At 38.3% G+C, this 18427-nt stretch carries 13 protein-coding genes; 10 read left to right on the top strand and 3 right to left on the bottom strand.

Annotation, left to right across the window (positions count from 1 at the left end):
* Window positions 1-167: 167 nt before the first annotated feature.
* From BK575_RS01420 to BK575_RS01455, 8 genes are all read left to right on the top strand, one after another.
* On the top strand, window positions 168-2315 hold the full coding sequence (locus BK575_RS01420; RefSeq protein ID WP_078408577.1) for a transglycosylase domain-containing protein: 2148 nt from the start codon (window positions 168-170) through the stop codon (window positions 2313-2315).
* Window positions 2316-2457: 142 nt separating this feature from the next.
* Window positions 2458-3504: a uroporphyrinogen decarboxylase gene (hemE, locus tag BK575_RS01425; protein ID WP_078408578.1), complete on the top strand. Its 1047-nt coding sequence runs from the start codon at window positions 2458-2460 to the stop codon at window positions 3502-3504.
* Between the two features lie 300 nt (window positions 3505-3804).
* Window positions 3805-4740: a ferrochelatase gene (gene hemH, locus BK575_RS01430; RefSeq protein WP_078408579.1), complete on the top strand. Its 936-nt coding sequence runs from the start codon at window positions 3805-3807 to the stop codon at window positions 4738-4740.
* A 192-nt stretch (window positions 4741-4932) separates the two neighbouring features.
* A complete protein-coding gene (locus tag BK575_RS01435) occupies window positions 4933-5505 on the top strand; it encodes a TetR/AcrR family transcriptional regulator (RefSeq protein ID WP_078408580.1) in 573 nt (190 codons plus the stop codon).
* Window positions 5506-5625: 120 nt separating this feature from the next.
* Window positions 5626-7812, top strand: coding sequence for a YhgE/Pip domain-containing protein (locus tag BK575_RS01440; RefSeq protein WP_078408581.1), 2187 nt, complete (start codon window positions 5626-5628; stop codon window positions 7810-7812).
* 280 nt (window positions 7813-8092) lie between these two features.
* On the top strand, window positions 8093-9061 hold the full coding sequence (locus BK575_RS01445) for a carbohydrate ABC transporter permease (RefSeq protein WP_078408582.1): 969 nt from the start codon (window positions 8093-8095) through the stop codon (window positions 9059-9061).
* On the top strand, window positions 9061-9888 hold the full coding sequence (locus BK575_RS01450; protein ID WP_078408583.1) for a carbohydrate ABC transporter permease: 828 nt from the start codon (window positions 9061-9063) through the stop codon (window positions 9886-9888). Before BK575_RS01445 ends, BK575_RS01450 begins: the two co-directional genes overlap by 1 nt.
* A 107-nt stretch (window positions 9889-9995) precedes the next feature.
* The gene (locus tag BK575_RS01455; RefSeq protein ID WP_078408584.1) at window positions 9996-11291 is read left to right on the top strand and encodes an ABC transporter substrate-binding protein; all 1296 of its coding nucleotides are present in this window, start codon (window positions 9996-9998) and stop codon (window positions 11289-11291) included.
* A 149-nt stretch (window positions 11292-11440) separates the two neighbouring features.
* Here the strand turns inward: BK575_RS01455 and BK575_RS01460 are convergent, their stop codons facing one another.
* Together BK575_RS01460 and BK575_RS01465 are read right to left on the bottom strand one after the other, a co-directional pair.
* Window positions 11441-11995, bottom strand: coding sequence for a shikimate kinase (locus BK575_RS01460; protein WP_078408585.1), 555 nt, complete (start codon window positions 11993-11995; stop codon window positions 11441-11443).
* A 125-nt stretch (window positions 11996-12120) separates the two neighbouring features.
* Entirely contained in the window at window positions 12121-13470 is a 1350-nt protein-coding gene (locus BK575_RS01465; protein WP_078408586.1) for a hypothetical protein, read from the bottom strand.
* Between the two features lie 549 nt (window positions 13471-14019).
* On the opposite strand from BK575_RS01465, the gene BK575_RS01470 reads away from it, so the two are divergent.
* Complete coding sequence (locus BK575_RS01470) at window positions 14020-14736, top strand: FadR/GntR family transcriptional regulator (RefSeq protein ID WP_078408587.1); 717 nt, start codon at window positions 14020-14022, stop codon at window positions 14734-14736.
* Between the two features lie 617 nt (window positions 14737-15353).
* Here the strand turns inward: BK575_RS01470 and BK575_RS01475 are convergent.
* Window positions 15354-16112 carry an IclR family transcriptional regulator gene (locus tag BK575_RS01475; RefSeq protein WP_078408588.1) on the bottom strand — a complete coding sequence of 253 codons (759 nt, stop codon included), beginning with the start codon at window positions 16110-16112 and terminating at the stop codon, window positions 15354-15356.
* A gap of 816 nt (window positions 16113-16928) precedes the next feature.
* Between BK575_RS01475 and BK575_RS01480 the strand changes: the two genes are divergently transcribed.
* Window positions 16929-18377 carry an aldehyde dehydrogenase family protein gene (locus BK575_RS01480; RefSeq protein ID WP_078408589.1) on the top strand — a complete coding sequence of 483 codons (1449 nt, stop codon included), beginning with the start codon at window positions 16929-16931 and terminating at the stop codon, window positions 18375-18377.
* The last annotated feature ends 50 nt before the right edge of the window (window positions 18378-18427 follow it).

Here is an 18427-nt window from a genome sequence, read left to right on the forward strand (position 1 = left end):
GGAGACCTTTCCCATGTTTAGAGAACTTGTGTCATGGATTTTTATATTAAATAGTGTAAGATGGGCAATGGTGATGAAATATTGATGAGGTCTTAATATGAAAAGTGCAAAAGCATTGATATTTAATTTACCCTACTATCATCCTAGTGAAACACGAGGTGATTGATATGAATAGAAAAGGAATGATTGTGTTCTTTTCCATTATAGGAATGGTCTTGCTTGCTCTTATTGGATATCTTCTCATTTTATTCTTAGGAAAATATGTCATTGACGAGAAGAAATTTGTGATGAATTCCGCTGCTACGTTAGTGGATGAAAAGGGAAATGAAATTACAAGGCTTTATGTTGAGAATCGGGATATCGTGTCTATTAACGAAATCCCGAAACATGTGCAGCAGGCGTTCATTGCTGTGGAAGACGCCCGTTTTTATCATCACCATGGGATCGATATAAAAGCGATTGGGCGGGCGTTGTACAAAGACCTGCTTGCAGGAAGCAAAGTAGAGGGTGGGAGCACGATCACACAGCAAGTAGCCAAAAATGTTTTTTTATCAAGTGAGAAAACATGGATGCGTAAAACAAAAGAAGTCGTGATTGCTGTGAATTTAGAAAAGAGATACAGCAAGCAAAAAATATTGGAAGTGTATTTGAATCAGATTTATTTCGGGCATGGTGCATATGGTATTCAAGCAGCGTCTAAGCTTTATTTCAATAAGGATGTTGAACAATTAACGGTGGAACAAGGTGCCTTGCTGGCTGCCTTGCCGAAAGCTCCAGGAGCGTATTCTCCTATTTTACATCCGGAAAGAAGTTTGCAGCGCCGGAATGTTGTCTTGGAATTAATGCGGAAATCAGATTATTTAACGAGTGAACAGACCGTAAGACTGCAAGGCCGAACATTGGCGTTGGATGTACACCAGCAAGTAAAAGAGCCAGCCTTTTTGACCTATCTTGATATGGTGATGGATGAGGCAAAGGATAAGTACTCCATTTCCAATGAAGAGCTGTTAAAGGGAGGGTATAAAATTACCGTTCCCATGAATCGGGATGTGCAGAAAACAGCCTATGAACTATTCCAAAAAGGAAGCTATTTTCCAGGTACAGATGAAACTGTGCAAGGTGCTTTTGTGTTGATGGATCAAAAAACGGGCGGTGTGTTATCAGTCATTGGGGGAAGGGATTATGTCCAAAAAGGATTGAATCGGGTCAACATTAAGCGGCAGCCAGGCTCTACATTTAAGCCTCTGGCCGTTTATGCTCCGGCGCTTCAGGAGAAAAAGTTTCAACCCTATTCTTTATTGGAGGACAAAGCTCTTACATATAACGGATATGCTCCTCAAAATATAGATGGCCAGTATAAGGGGACCATCACGATGTATGATGCGTTAGTTCACTCCACGAACGCCCCTGCCGTTTGGGCATTGAACGAATTAGGAGTGGGGATAAGCAAGCAGTATTTAAACCGTTTAGGATTAGAAATTGAAGATGATGGTCTTGCCATGGCACTCGGGGGACTAAAAGAAGGCGTGACCCCGCTATCACTCGTTTCTGCGTACAGGACTTTCTCCAGCGAAGGAAAAACGATTGAACCGTTTTTTATTCAAAAAATTGAAGATCGCCATGGAACAGTGATTGCGGAGGCTGCACCAAAAGAGGAAAAAGTATTTTCCAAACAAACGGCATGGGATATGACAAAAATGCTTGAAACGGTTGTGAAGGAGGGTACCGCCAAATCCGGAAGTTTTCAAGGAGCTCTGGCCGGAAAAACAGGGACGACTTCTTATACCGGGGTAAAAGGGGCTTCCAAAGATACGTGGTTTGTGGGATATACAGATGATGTGGTAGGGGCAGTCTGGATGGGATACGATAGGACGGATAAACAGCATTATTTAACAAAGGGAAGCTCTTATCCAACAAGGCTGTTTAAAGATATTTTAACAAAATCGCCTTTAAAACATGCCACAACCTTTACCCCTCCAGAGGATGTGAAGGACTTACCCGAGCCGATTCATCTTCAAGCTGTTAACGATTTAAAAAGCGATGTTATTTTCAAGCCGCTCGGTTTGTTTACAGTACGGTTGACATGGACACCCCCATCTGACAAACGATTGGTCTATCATATATACGAGTTAAAAGAAGGAGATGCTCGGTTGGTCGGGAAAGTGAAAGGAAAAGGCCAATACGACGTTGAAAAGGTTAATGTGTTAAACATCCCATCTTTTTATATTGTTCCGTACAATCAATTAACGAAGCAGCAAGGCGATAAGTCGAATGAAGTCATACCTGCGTTTTTTAGTGAAGAAGCCGCACAATGAAAGGCTAGTGGCGATTTTTTGAAATTTTTCGTTGGAAACTATACAATGAAAGAAATTATAGGTATAGTTGCAAGTGAAGCCTAGTTCGAAAAATGAAAACATACTATAATGACGTATAGATGATATAAATGGGGGAAAGGTCATGGATCAACGAAGAATAAACGAAACATTTTTAAAAGCTTGCCAAGGCGAAAAAACAGATTATGTTCCTGTATGGTATATGCGTCAGGCAGGTCGTTCACAGCCTGAATACAGAAAACTAAAGGAGAAATATTCCTTATTTGAAATTACACATCAGCCGGAGCTGTGTGCCTATGTAACGCGTCTGCCTGTGGAGCAATATGATGTAGACGCAGCCATTCTTTATAAAGATATCATGACGCCGCTGCCGGCGATCGGAGTAGATGTTGAGATTAAAACGGGTATTGGACCAGTGATTGATAACCCTATCCGTTCAATGGCCGATGTAGAAAAATTAGGTGAAATTTCACCGGAAGAAGATGTACCTTACGTATTGGAAACGATTAAATTGCTGACAAGAGAGCAATTGAATGTACCGCTTATCGGGTTTGCCGGTGCACCTTTTACGCTGGCAAGCTATATGATTGAAGGCGGTCCATCGAAAAACTATAACAAAACAAAAGCATTTATGTATGCGGAACCAAAAGCCTGGTTTGCTATGATGGACAAGTTGGCTGACATGACGATTACATATGTAAAGGCGCAAATCGATGCAGGTGCAAAGGCTGTCCAAATTTTTGATTCATGGGTTGGCGCCCTGAATGTAGCGGATTACCGCTATTTCATTAAGCCGGTAATGGAACGCATTTTCTCCGCATTACGAGAGAAAAATGTACCTCTTATCATGTTCGGAGTAGGTGCAAGTCATCTGGCAAAAGAATGGCATGATCTTCCACTCGATGTAGTCGGGCTTGACTGGCGTTTGCCAATTCAAGAGGCGAGAGAAATGGGGATTACAAAAGCCGTTCAAGGAAACTTGGATCCTGCTATTCTTTTAGCACCATGGGAAGTCATTGAGGAACGTGCGAAAGCCATTTTAGATCAAGGAATGGCTCAACCAGGATATGTCTTCAATCTTGGACACGGTGTATTCCCGGAAGTAAATCCAGAAACATTGAAAAGATTGACTGCGTTTATCCATGAGTATTCTGCAAGTAAATTGAAATAGGCAAAGCGGGCTTGTAAATGAAATGTGCGTGTTTGATATTGGCAAAAGAGTTTTTTATTAATCAAACATTTACAGCATCATCATTCCAACAGCCCATTTCATGAGGGATCGGCTAGGTGTGTCAGCACTTGGCCGGTCCCTTACAAGCATTTGCCCCTGAATTCATGGACAGAGAATTCGGAGGGGTTGAAAAAGGTTAGGGGAAGGCACTTCCATATACTTTATTTTTGAATTTAGTTTTTAGTTCATGGCAAAATGAAGAGTGGGTATGAACAAACTGTAAATGAGGTGCAGCAAATAATGAAGAACAAAAAAATGGGCTTACTTGTAATGGCCTACGGTACTCCATATAAAGAAGAAGACTTAGAGCGGTATTATACGCATATTCGTCATGGACGAAAACCTTCTCCTGAAATGATTGAAGATTTAAGAAGCCGTTACGAAGCAATCGGAGGTATTTCTCCTCTTGCTAAAATTACACAGGAACAAGCAGAAAAGCTGGAACAGCGTCTAAATGAAGTTCAGGATGAAATTGAGTTCAAGATGTATCTTGGTTTAAAACATATTGAACCTTTTGTGGAAGATGCCGTGGAGCAAATGCATGAAGACGGAATCACTGAAGCGGTCAGCATTGTATTGGCTCCGCATTTTTCTACTTTCAGTGTAAAATCGTACAATGGACGTGCAAGAGAAACGGCAGAGAAATTGGGAGGGCCAATTATTCATTCGGTTGAAAGCTGGTATGATGAGCCGAAGTTTGTGGATTATTGGGCCAAACGCGTAAAGAACACGTTTTTATCCATGTCTGAACAAGAGCGTGAAAAAGCAGTATTAATTGTATCGGCGCACAGCCTGCCTGAAAAGATTATTGCAGCAGGAGATCCATATCCGCAGCAACTGCAGGAAACAGCAGATTTAATTGCAGAAGCTGCCGGGATAAAACACTGTGTCATCGGCTGGCAAAGTGCCGGCAATACGCCAGAGCCTTGGATTGGTCCGGATGTTCAAGATTTGACAAGAGAGCTGCATGAAAATCACGGCTACACATCTTTTGTATATGTGCCTGCAGGCTTCGTAGCAGATCACTTGGAAGTACTTTATGATAACGATTATGAATGTAAAGTCGTAACAGATGAACTGGGAGCTAATTATTACCGTCCAGAAATGCCGAACGCCCAGCCTGAATTTATGGATGCGATGGCAACGGTTGTATTAAAGGCTTTAGAGAAAATTTAAGTGTAGAAAAAACGTGCAGTTCCCTGCGCGTTTTTTGTCTCTTTTTAACAATCAGGGAACCTCTGTTGAAGGGAGCAGCGGGAAAGACTTTCACAAAGAAATAAAAAAGTTGAGTCTTTAATTATTTCATGATATGATTGCTTTTGTACTGATTGACCGTTTTGTTATTTTGGTCAGAATGGAGGTTGAAAAATAATGATCGACCGCAGACAATCCATTATTCAAGCAGCAACAAAGTCGTTTTCACTATTTGGTTATAAAGCCACAACGATGGATCAGGTTGCGAAAATTGCCAATGTCGGTAAAGGAACAATTTATACGTTTTTTAAAAATAAAGAAGAATTGTTTGATCAAATTGTCTCAACCATGATTATTGAGATGAAGGAAGTAGCAGAACGAGCGATGGATGGCCGTCAATCCTTTTTCGAAAAGGCTCATCACGCTCTTTATCGCATTTTGGAATTCCGGACGGAACATCAGTTGATGATTAAACTGCTTCAGGAAGAAAAGGAAATGGGAACACCAGCTGTTCAAGAAGTGTTGGAACAAGTGGAAACGACGATTGTTTCATATATTAAGCAAAAAATTGAAGAGGCAATCGAAAAAGGCGAAATTCGTGAGTGTGACCCGGAGATTACAGCTTTTCTTCTTTTTAAGATATATATCGCGCTTGTATCAGATTGGGAAAAGCGACACGAGTCTTTGTCTAAAGAAAAGATTGCTGAATTGATCGAGCTCTACTTTTTACGTGGATTATCAGTTTAGATAGTCCATCTTTTATCGTTTCGATTGACCGAATGAGAAAAGTGGTCATTTGTTGGGCGGTAATGAACAAACCATGAAATAAGATATATGATGATCTTTGAGAGAACGAGGAGGTTTATTATGAAAAATCTTTCAGCACTGATGAGTGAATTTTCTGCAGTCGTTAAAAATCGTAAAACTTTAATTTCCGTCATCGGTGTATTATTTGTTCCTTTACTTTATGGAAGTACGCTTTTATGGGCATTTTGGGATCCTTATGGCCATGTAGAGAAGTTGCCTGTCGCTGTAGTAAATGAAGATAAAGGCGCTGAAATGAACGGCGAGAAGATAGCCATTGGGGATGAACTTGTTGAAAATCTAAAAGAAGAAAAAAAGTTTGATTGGAAATTTGTCAGCAAAAAAGAGGCTGAAAAAGGACTTCAAGAACAAACGTATTATATGATGATTGAAATTCCAAAGGATTTTTCTCAAAACGCCACTACTTTACAAGAAGATCATCCAAAGAAATCGGATCTAGTGTATACGGCAAATGAAGGGTTGAACTTTTTATCAGCTAAAATGGGGGATTCAGCTATTGAGCTGATTAAGGAAGAAGTTTCTAATAATATCACCGAAACATATGCAGAAACTGTTTTTGCTGATATTAAAGATGTGTCAGAAGGATTGGCTGATGCAAGTGAAGGAGCAGGCGAGCTACACGATGGAATTAATTCAGCAAAAGATGGAACAGAGGAGATTCGTGATGGAATCGATTCAGCAAAAGGCGGAGCAGATGAACTTCATAATGGTATCAATTCGGCGAAAAGCGGAGTAGACCAGCTTTATACAGGACTTTCTCAGACAAATAAAGGAGCATCCGATCTACATGAAGGAATCAATTCGGCTAAATCTGGAGCAGGTGACCTATCTTCAGGATTAGAGCAATCGCTCGCTGGAATGAATGAAATGAACAGTAAGCTGCCTGAATTAACAAAAGGAACTGAACAAATAAGCAGCGGAGCTGGTCAATTAGCCTCAGCAGTAGAGCAATGGCAGGAAGGCGCCGAAAAAACGAAAGCAGGGGCTGCTGATATTAGCAAAGGACTCGACGATATGATGAGAAAAATCGATGAGATTCTGGTTCAAACTACAGATGAGCAGCAACAATACGTTCTTGAATCATTGAAAGCTAACTTAGTAAAGCTGTCGGAAGGAAATAAAAAAGTCGAAGGTGGTTTGGCTGGACTTTCTGATGGTGCCTCACAAATTAAGCACGGTGCAGATGAGCTTTCGACGGGAGCGTCTCGGGTCCATCAAGGCAGTTTAGCACTCGGCGATGGAATGAAGCGTTTGATTCAGGGCCAAGAACAGTTGGCTACTGGCAGTAAAGAGCTATCTGTTGGACTAGGAGAGTTATCAGCTGGTTCTGGTAAGCTGCAGATTGCTACTAATCAACTGGCTCAAGGTTCAAACGAGATAGCAGGCGGTATGGGCAAATTATCAGATGGCTCAGATAAACTGGCGAATGGCATAGATAAACTATCAGATGGCTCGGGCGAGTTGACAAAGGGTATGGACAAATTATCAAATGGTTCGGATGAATTGGCTTCAAAACTTTCTGATGGGGCGAAAGAAACAGGTGATGTAAAAGCAAATGATGACGTATATGACATGTTTGCAGATCCTGTACATGTCAAAGAGACAAAAATCAATCAAGTACCAAACTATGGTACAGGAGTTGCCCCTTATTTTCTATCCTTGAGTTTATTTGTGGGAGGGCTGGTACTGTCTATTGTATTTCCGTTTTATGAGCCAGCCAATGTGCCAAACAACGGCTTCAGCTGGTTTATCGGGAAGTTTGGTGTAGTGGCACTAGCTGGGATTATTCAGGCATTATTAGTAGATGCGATTTTACTAATTGGTTTAGGAATGGAAGTACAGAGTGTTCCACTATTCTTATTATTGAGTATTATCACGAGTTTGACATTTATGGCGTTAATTCAAATGCTTGTAACGCCTTTTGGTAATCCAGGGAGATTTATAGCGATCATTATTCTAATTTTACAGCTTTCAACGAGTGCAGGAACGTTCCCTTTAGAACTGATTCCAGACAAACTGCAACCGTTCCATGATTGGCTCCCGATGTCATATTCTGTTGCTGGATTCAAAGCGGTGATCTCAAGTGGAGATTTCGCATTCATGTGGGAAAATGCCGCGACTTTAGGTATATTCTTTGCTATTGCAATTGCAGGCACGATCGCTTATTTTTCATTACAACATAAACGTCAATTTGCTGTCATGGAAGAAGATGAATCAGTGAATGCGTAAAAACAGCCTGCTCCTTTCAAAAGGAGCAGGTTGTTTTTTTGCTGGAAAAGTTGCATATTCAATATCTTTTGAGACTCTATTAATGGGCTGAGCGAGACAAGGTGGATAAAATTGTTCTTCCCGATCTTCATAAGGTGTTTTTATTTTTTTACTAATAATCGATCGTCTTCTTTCGAAGACGATCGATTATTAGTTCAATATTTTCCACCCTAACGGTCAATGTAAGCAGTTTCATAAATTCTTTCATTCGGTAAAATAAAGGCATAGGAGGTGCAGTTTTATGAATAGTCAAAGTAAGTTGGAAAATGTGAGTTCAGCTACCGTTAATGATCAGAAAAATTCGAAAGTTAACGAATCAGTTACCTCATCTACTAATAGGAAGCTAAAAAAGGCAGGTTTATTTGCTTTATTTGTTGGTCCGGCGTTTCTGGCCTTTAGTATTATCGTATTGGTTCCTTTTTTTACAGGTGTGTATTATGCCTTTACAGATTGGAACGGGGTAACAGGAAACATTAATTGGGTCGGATTTGATAACTTTAAATATTTATTCACAGAGGACAAGCAGTTTCAGCAATCTTTCTGGATTACAACTAAATACACAGTCGTTGCCATTATATTAACTAACATCGTAGGTTTCGTATTAGCGTTGCTTGTTACTCAAATGTTGAAAACAAGAAACATCTTACGTACAGTATTCTTCTTACCGAACTTAATCGGAGGTCTTTTACTAGGTTTCGTATGGCAGTTCATTTTCGTTAAAGGCTTTGCATCAATCGGGCAAATAACAGGGATTTCATTTTTTGAATTACCTTGGCTGGGTGATGCCAAAACGGCTTTCTGGGGAATTGTCATTGTCAGTGTATGGCAAGGTGCAGGTTACATCATGTTAATCTACACAGCAGCACTACAAAATGTTCCGCAAGAATTAATTGAAGCAGCTAAAATTGATGGAGCGAACAGATGGCAAATTCTTCGCCATATTACCATGCCAATGGTAGCTCCGGCTGTAACGGTATGTTTGTTTTTAACCATTTCATGGTCATTCAAAATTTTCGATGTCAACTTATCGTTGACAAACGGTGGTCCATTTAAATCGACAGAAATGTTAGCGCTTAACATTTATACAGAATCATTCGTGAATAACCGTTATGGACTCGGTGAAGCAAAAGCATTAATTTTCTTCATCGTCGTAGCAGCCATCACAGCTATTCAGGTTATGTACACGAAGAAGAAGGAGGTTGAGTCATAATGGGAAACAAGTATAACGGAAAAACCTTTACTCTTGAAATTCTCGCTATCTTGCTTGGTCTCGTATTTTTAGTGCCGTTCTATTATGTTGTATCAAACTCCTTGAAACCGTTCTCAGAGATTTTGACGAATACATCAGCATTGCCATCGGCTTTGCAATTTCAAAACTATGTGAATGCGTTCCAGCAAATGAACTATTTAAAAGTATTCACAAACTCACTTATTATCACAGTCGTCAGTAACATTGTTCTCGTTGTTTTCTGTTCGATGGCAGCGTATATGCTTGTCAGAACAAAAAAGAAAATCAGCGGAATCATCTTTATGATTTTCGTATCGGCAATGGTTATTCCATTCCAGTCTATCATGATTCCATTAGTGAAAGTAGCAGGTAACTTAGGATTGTTAAACAGTATTTGGGGACTTGTCTTCATGTACTTAGGCTTTGGATCAGGTATGACCATCTTCTTATATCATGGATTCATTAAAGGAATTCCAGTAGAGCTTGAAGAAGCGGCCATTATTGACGGCTGTTCACCATTAGGTGTGTTTTGGAGAATTGTTTTCCCGCTGTTAAAACCGATTACAGTAACCATTATGATTTTGAACAGCTTATGGATTTGGAATGACTTCTTGTTACCATTGCTTGTTCTTCAAGATCCAGAATTGAGAACGATTCCATTAGCAACATTCTTTTTCTTCGGACAATATACAAAACAGTGGGATTTAGCATTGGCAGCATTGGTCATTAGTATCATCCCATTATTGATTTTCTTCTTCGCAATGCAAAAACATATCATCAAAGGCATTACAAGCGGGTCCATCAAATAAGTTTATTTCTTTTCTTGAATTGTCTCGCCATCCCTTAGGAAAGGGTTAACGGAGAGACAATAAATGTATGTTAAATAACCGCTTTTATAACATAGGAGGTAAACAACATGGCAACAAAGATGAAACGATTTCCATTAGCAGCAGGTGCGTTGTCTTTCTCGCTTCTTTTTTCAACAGCTTGTTCTAATGATAATGCTGAAGGTGATAAAAAGAGCGGAGGAGGAAAGGACGGCGAAGTAGTAATTGACATGTTCCAAGGGAAAGTTGAAATCGCCGAACAATTGAAAGCTCTGACTGATCAATATACAAAAGAACACCCGAATGTGAAATTCAACATTCAAACAGTCGGCGGCGGTTCCGACTATGGTGCGGCGCTAAAAGCTCAGTTTGCTTCAGGCAATGCACCCGATATCTTTAATAACACCGGTTATCAGGATGCCCAAACATGGAAGGACAAGTTAGAAGATTTATCAGACCAACCGTGGACAAAGGAAGCATTTGAAGGGACGCTGGACCCGATGACGATGGACGGTAAAGTATATGGACAGCCATTAAACCTGGAAGGATACGGCTTTATTTATAATAAAGATCTATTTGAAAAAGCCGGCATTACAGAAACTCCAAAAACGTTATCTGAGCTGGAAGCAGCTGCGAAGAAGCTTAAAGCTGCAAGTATTACCCCGTTCTCGGTGGGCTACGGCGAATGGTGGGTATTAGGAACGCACGGATTAAACATTTCATTTGCACAACAAGATGATCCGGATGCATTCATTAAGCAGTTAAGTGAAGGAACGGCTAAAATAGAAGGAAACGAGAAGTTTGATGAATATGTCAAACTGTTGGATTTAACGATTAAATACGGTAATAAAAATCCTTTGACTACAGACTACAATACCCAAGTAACGCAATTTGCAAGCGGCGAAACCGCTATGCTTCAGCAAGGAAACTGGGTACAGCCAATGCTTGATAAAATTACTCCAGACATGAATGTTGGGATTCTGCCGATGCCACTCAGCGATGATGCGGCAGCAAATGATAAACTGGCTGTAGGGGTTCCAAATAACTGGGTCATTCACAACACTGCTCCTGAAGCGGATAAAAAAGCTGCAAAAGATTTCTTGAACTGGCTTGTAACATCTGATGCCGGTAAAAAAGCGATTGTAGAAGATTTTAAATATATTCCTGCATTTAAAGGAATTGAGGCAAATGGTATTGGTCCTTTAGGGGAGGAGCTTGTTAGATACTCAAATGAGGGGAAAACCCTTTCTTGGAACTGGATGAAATTCCCTGATGGTGTTCAACAGGAGTTTGGAGCAGCAGCACAATCCTATATAGGCGGTCAAACTTCAAAAGAAGAATTTTTAAAAGCTCTTGATAGCAGCTGGGCTAAGTTCAAAAAATAGAGTTCTGGTGCAAAAACTATTTGATGGAGACATCGTAAAATTTGATTAGCTTTCTTTAATGTTTTAGGATAACAAAACAGCCAAAACTTTTATAAACAGTTCTTGGCTGTTTTGTTGTATCTATGATGAGCTTTTAAAATATTTTTATTTTAATGAGGCTCGTAAATATCCCAGGCTACTTTTAGTGATTCAATAATATAATTAGCTGCTTCTTCGACATCAAGATGATCTGTCTTAACTTTTGAATGATGAAGTGAGTATATTTCTTGTCTTTTATAAAAAAGTTCTTCAATCTCTTCAAGGCTACGGCCTTGTAATATAGGACGACTATCAATAATTAGGCTGATCCTTTCTTTCCAAGATTCCCAAGATAAATCTAGAAAAAAAACAATGCAATTAGATAAACAAATTTCTCTGATTTCTTCTTGTAAAAAAGCCCCTCCACCAACAGAAATAATTTTTAACCTTTGTTTACAAAAATGGTTAATTAAGTTTTTTTCCTTTTCACGGAAAGCCTTCTCTCCTATTGTATTGAATATTTCTGTAGTTGGCATATTAAATTCTGTTTCAATTTCTTTATCTATATCAACAAAATCCCTATATAATTTTTTAGCCACAATTTCCCCAATGGTAGTTTTACCCACACCCATGAACCCTATAAAAACGATGCTTTTTTCTCTAAGAGACATTTCTTTATTAGTCATTTTATAAGCACTCTTTCTCGATTTTTTAATTACAATTTTAACACTTGGAGAATAAACATTTATAAAAATGCTTCATTTAAAATTATAATATAGAATGATCAATTGGTGGGGAATAATTTTAATTTTTAGGAAATTAATTTAATCAAATATGCAATAAGAATACTCACTAACATATAACACGCTGCAAAGGAAATATTCCACATTCCCATTTTATAGGAATTAATCTTTAGTTGATCAGCTAAAATTGATACAGAAAGGTTATATGGACTGTACATAACAGTAGATAAACTACAAGAAATTAAGACAATGGTTAAAGAGATAGAAGATATCTCAGGTAAAATAGGATTTAATAACTCAGCAAGAAGAGTAATGGAAACTAAAGGATGAAACCCTACAAGGGAAGTAAATAAAAAATATGCTCCAATCATTAAATAAAGCAATAATGTTTTTTCTGTTACTGAACCGAAAGCAGATTGCAAGAAGGTTAGATGCCCGGAAAGAGATAACATTTCTACAAATAATCCTGCACTTAAAAACATAAAAAAATAATTAGATAATCCTTTTGTTCGCTCTTTCCAATGAGGTATCGTGATTAAAAAATATCTGTCCATTTTTCCAATAAACATAGCCCAAGCAATGGAGATTGGTATTAATACAAGAACTACTGAAAAAAGAAACCCCTTATTAAGAATGTGTTGTGATAATGAAACTAGTAGGATAAAAATAATCAGGAGAACCAACATTTCACGTATTTTTTTATAAATTCCTTTTAAAGATACTTCTGTTTTTTCTTCAATGATTAAAGGAGTATTCTTGTGTTTGAAAGCTGAAAGAATCCAGTCTGAGATAATAATTATGATTGCGAGAGAGAGCATTATCGGAAATACATGAAAATAACTACTTTTTGTTATATCTATCGATGTACTTACCATAACTTCCATCGGACTCCAAGTAAGACAAAGTGCATACGCACGTAGTAAATTTTGTGCATAAAACTTTTCAGACACCTTTTTTGGAAATTGATTTAATGTTCTATTTAAGGAATTGATTAATAATGGCAGAGTCGCAATGTTTAGGAATAAGCCAAGAAAATGACAAACAAGAGAACTGCGTCTATATAGTTTACTTAAGTGAGTGACTCCTTGCTGTAATAGCATACTAAGATTTTTGTCATAACGACCAACACGAATGAGAGAATTAATAAAAGGTAGAACTAAAAATAGCGAGAGGACCCCAAGCATCGATTCAAAATGCAAAAAAAATGTATACCAGGGGAGACCGTTATATATAAATAAGAAAACTCCACCTGTGAAAAAGCAAATGCCTGATATTAAATACAGTCCTGTAGCACGAAATAATGAAATGGCTAATGCAATCATAGCTAGTATTCCAATACTAAAAGTAAGGACAGGAACCGATATAAATTTAGATACAATATACAAGATGATAAGTGCTGTATAGACATAAATAATCATGTGTTAAACCTATTCCTTTCTTGAATAAAGTATAGTTATAAAATCATGAAATTAAATTTCTTATTCGCTCTAAAGCAATTCATTAAAATAATAATTTAACAAGAGAGTAAGATGTTCAATTTAATAAAAAGTGAGACTAGGTAGTCCGGTGGCGGGAAATTGTCTATTACACTTTAATAATTTGAACTAGTAATTGTTAAAAGACGTATAATTTGCAGTTTCGTTTTATAATAGAACAAATGAAATGTGTTACATCCCAAAATCATACCATTAGATTACTATATTCTTTACTTTTGTGCCAGTAGATGAAAATTAGTTCCGTCTAATGGAAAAATAGAGTTTAGTGCTTTAAGGCTATAACTATTAGTTCTTTGATTACCCGATCACCAATTAAAAGATTCTTAAAGTCATGTGGAACGAGGCATAATAAAGTGGATTCAGCTAAAAAGGAAATAAAGAAATTGACGTTTCGGGTTCATCGTACTATAATTTTGATTAATTGGACTAACCAATGGACCGGTTTGTCAATTAGACGGAGGAGGTCTATTTATGAGTAATGAAATATTTTTAGGTGTACGTAATGAAAGAATATACGAAAAAATAGTGGTACAAATTAGGCAATTAATAGAGGATGGAAAGTTAAAACCAGGCGATCGTTTACCAGGCGAGCGTGAACTGGCCAAAACTTTAGGATGCAGCCGCACTTCCTTACGGGAGGCATGTCGAGTGTTAGAGTCAGAAGGGCTCATCGTTTCGAAGCCTGGCGGTGGGAGATTTATTCAACAAGCTGACCAAAATATGACGGTGGAGTATCGTTTTAATACAGTAGACATGCTTGAAAAGACAGCCATTATCTACTTTTTGGAGGCAAGGGAAACCCTTGAACCAAGAATTGCAGAGTTAGCCAGTCAACGAGCCACTGAGGAAAACATTGCAAAGATGGAACAGGTCTTATTGAAAATGGAAGAAAGACTAAAACACCCCGACGAAATGGTAGAGGCAGATAGCAGTTTTCATTTAGCTTTAGCGGAAGCTACGCAAAACTTTGTGTTTGTATCCATGATGGAAGCAAAATTAAACATGAGCCGCCAGGTTCGGAAGCAAACCTTGCATTCACAAGAGCGATACCTCCAATCTTTAGCGGAACATCGAGCCATTTTAGAGGCAGTGAAACGTCGGAATGCTTCGGAGGCTATCGAAGCCACCCGTATTCATCTTCAACATATTCGGGATCATGTATTAGGAATTAACGATATAACAAAATAAAAGTAGTCTTTGGTGAAGTTTCTTTAGGAATGAGTAATTGCTGTAGAGATAGGGAGGAAAACTTGGCTATTGGTTAAGTGGGGGATTCCTGCGAACACCAGTGTATCCACCAGTTATGGAGCAGGCTCTACCCGTAGTCCCTACGGTGAACACTTTTTAGAATCTTGTGCGTTGAACTCACCGCACAAGATTCTGCTTGGTTTTCGCTACTTTGATACGTGCGGGGCGACTGAACGTTGAAGATTTTACGTGACAGACGTTTTTCCTGTCACAACCTTATATCTTCAGTTTTCAAAGAACAACCTGTACAGGCAGATTATCCTATAAGAACAAGTGTTTCGCTATGCAAAAAGGCGATTCATCTCCCACTTATTTTTGGGCTACGCCCTGCACAAAATGGAAGTGGGAGTCTTCTTGCCTAAAATGATAAAAATTATCGAGTTGGTCCGGATCCCGATAATTTTAACTTCTAACCAAAAGGATACCTTTTTCTTTAAAGGGTATCCTTTTTGATGTCATAGCTCTAATTCTCATAAGCAACGTATCAGGCTTCCATTAATGAAGTAAGGAAGTAATCATTGATTAAGAAGTTTTTCAGGATATTCTAATAGGAATTTTTATTGGTGAAAGTAACCCATTTTGGAAGATATTAAAAAAGCAGCATCTTTAACAATTTTTTGGTAATTTTTTATGTTTTCTAGAGAAAATCTACTCGTTGGTCCAGAAATCGAAAGGGATGCCTTGACTACTCCATCTAGATTAAAAATCGGTGATGAAACAGCTGAAGAGCCAATTTCTTCTTCGTCAATACTACTACAAGAGTATGTTGTTTTCATTTCTTTCAATTCATTCACTAAATCTGGTTTGGGGTTGGCTGCAGTTTCTAAAACCATTTTGATAAATTCGCTATCTTGAAAAGCGAGTATTGCTTTCCCGCCAGCACCCGCCCATAAAGGATGTTTTGCTCCAATTTTTATGCTATGACTTATAGTATTAAGTCCCAGAGATTGCTCAATACACACTCTATAAGTACCATCTAAAATGTGTAAGTTAATGGTTTCCTTTGTTTCATCCCGTAATGTATCCATAATAGGTTTTGCAATAGTTTTTAACTCAATGGATTTACCAGCTATATGACCCAAATAATAAATTTGTTTACCCAGCTTATATTTAAGCGTCGATAAATCCTTTTCTACATACCCATTTTGTTCTAAGGTTGCCAAAAGTCTAGTTGTTGTAGATTTAGCCAGTCCTATCTTTTCAGAAATTTGAGTGAGATTTAATTCAGGTTGTGCTTCACTAAAGCAAGCAAGAATATCCAACGCTCTTTGAACGGTTCGTATTCCTTGTCCTCCACTTTCTTTTTCAGATGGCATCTTTTCATCATCCTTTTATGTTTAATAAATTCGTTTGTTATTTTAAGTGAATTCCACTGGTTGGAACTCATTTACATCCTACACTGAATTTAATTTGCAATCAAGTCTTTTAGGTTCCATTATTCCTTATCAGGAAAACACTCACAAGTTCAAGTTGTATTACGGAATCTAATATAATAGTTAGGAACAATCAAACCCGAGAACTTAACTAGGATATAGAGGAAGAGCATCAATTCATCAAGAAAGAAGTTTTTCTCATGTTAGGATTAAGAATGTATGAAATATATTTACATATTGCAAGCCATTGAAGGCATATATATAACAAAAAAGTCGACTTTACCAATTGGTAAAGTCGACTTTTTTTGTTGGCAATGTTTTATTTATTCCTCCCTTTTTCTTTCTAAAAAGTGACCATCCTTCACGTCAAACAACGTTGTTTCCTGAGCGAATGTATTTATTGCCTGATTTGAAATGGGTTCATTTAACTTAAATATCAGTTTTCATTTTTTAATTTTCAAAACAAGTTCTTTTATTAATATAGATAATTTTTTATACAAAAGGTGACTATATCTCAATAGTTCATAAAGATTTTTTAAAATTTTATCTTTATGAACTATTGAAAGATTCTAAAAATTAATATACAATCACTTTAAAGTTACATACAGTGAAAATAGATTCCATTGTATGTAACTCAATATAATTCGTTATAAGAATTACAGACAAAGAGGGGAGTTCAGAAAATATTTATACTCTATTTTCTTAATTTAAGTCCAAGGTAACTGACAAAATATCATTTAGAAAGCTAGGTGATAAAACATGATAAAAACGAATGTAAAAAAAGCACATCCTTATATTAATGGGGAATGGATTACTTCAGAGAGGGAAATCGTTTTAATCAAAAGTCCTTACTCCGGAGAGGTCATTGGCGAGCAAGTACTCGCAACGCAAGACGATGTTGAAAAGGCTTTAGCCTCTGCTTATGAAGCGAAAAAACAAATAGCTAAGATCCCTTCCTATGAACGAGCCAAGATTTTAAAACGTGCAGCCATGTTACTAGAACAAGAGAAAGAGAGATTTGCCAGGCTTATTTCTTTTGAATTAGGAAAACCGTTAAAAAACACGATTGATGAGGTATCCCGTTCCATTGAAACATTAGAGCTGTCAGGTGAAGAAGCGAAACGATTAATGGGAGAAACATTACCGGGCGATGCCTCTGAAAGAGGAACAAAAGCCATCGCGGCTACGTTCCGTGTGCCGGTTGGCGTGGTAGCGGCTGTTACACCATTTAATGCTCCGCTTAACCTTGTTTGTCATAAAGTGGGTCCGGCATTTGCAGCAGGTAATAGTGTGATTTTAAAGCCGGCACCGCAAACGGCGTTGATTGCGACGGAGCTGTTAAAGCTGTTACTGGAGGCGGGACTTCCTGAAAACGCTGTCAACATGGTGCTTGGTGGAGTCGAAATCGGTCAGCAAATTGTAAAGGATGACCGCATCAATGTCATTTCGTTTACCGGTGGGGTAGTGGCTGCCAGGAATATATGTGAATTAGCCAAGATGAAAAAAGTCCTTCTTGAATTAGGTGGAAACGCTTCTACGATCGTCCACGAAGATGCAGATGTAAAGCGTGCTGCCGCTATGTGCGCGAGAACAGGCTTTAGTAATTCAGGACAAAGCTGTATTTCCGTCCAAAGAATTTATGTGCATCAATCCATTGTTCCAGCATTTACGGACCTGTTAAAAGAAGAGGTATTAAAACTTAAAATTGGAGATCCTTTATTGCCAGATACGGATGTTGGCTGTTTAGTCGATACAAACGCAGCGAAACGGGTGATGGATTGGATTGATGAATCTGTTCAGCTGGGGGCGACCGTGGTATGTGGGGGTAAACAGCGCGGCGCGACAGTAGAGCCAACGGTTCTATTAAATCCTCCGAAGCACAGCAAAGTCGTTTGTCAAGAAGTGTTTGGACCGATTGTGAGTATCATTCCTTATGAAACGATTGAAGAAGCAATTGCAGAGACCAATGACTCTTCCTTTGGACTCCAAGCAGGATTGTTTACAAATCAAATGGATTTGGCTTATAAAGTCGCTCACTCACTGGAAGTCGGTGGAGTGGTGATTAATGGAACGTCGAACTTCAGACTGGATCACTGGCCTTACGGCGGTGTGAAGAACAGTGGAATTGGGCGTGAAGGCCCTCGTTACGCGATTGAGGATATGACGGAAACCAAAATGATTGTGTTGCAGCTCCCTGTTAGTGAATAAAAACAATGAACATTGAAATGAAAGCGTTGCAAGAAATGAGAAAGAAGTAA

Origin of the sequence: Priestia abyssalis (assembly GCF_002019595.1) — a bacterium.
Lineage (GTDB): Bacteria > Bacillota > Bacilli > Bacillales > Bacillaceae_H > Bacillus_BA > Bacillus_BA abyssalis.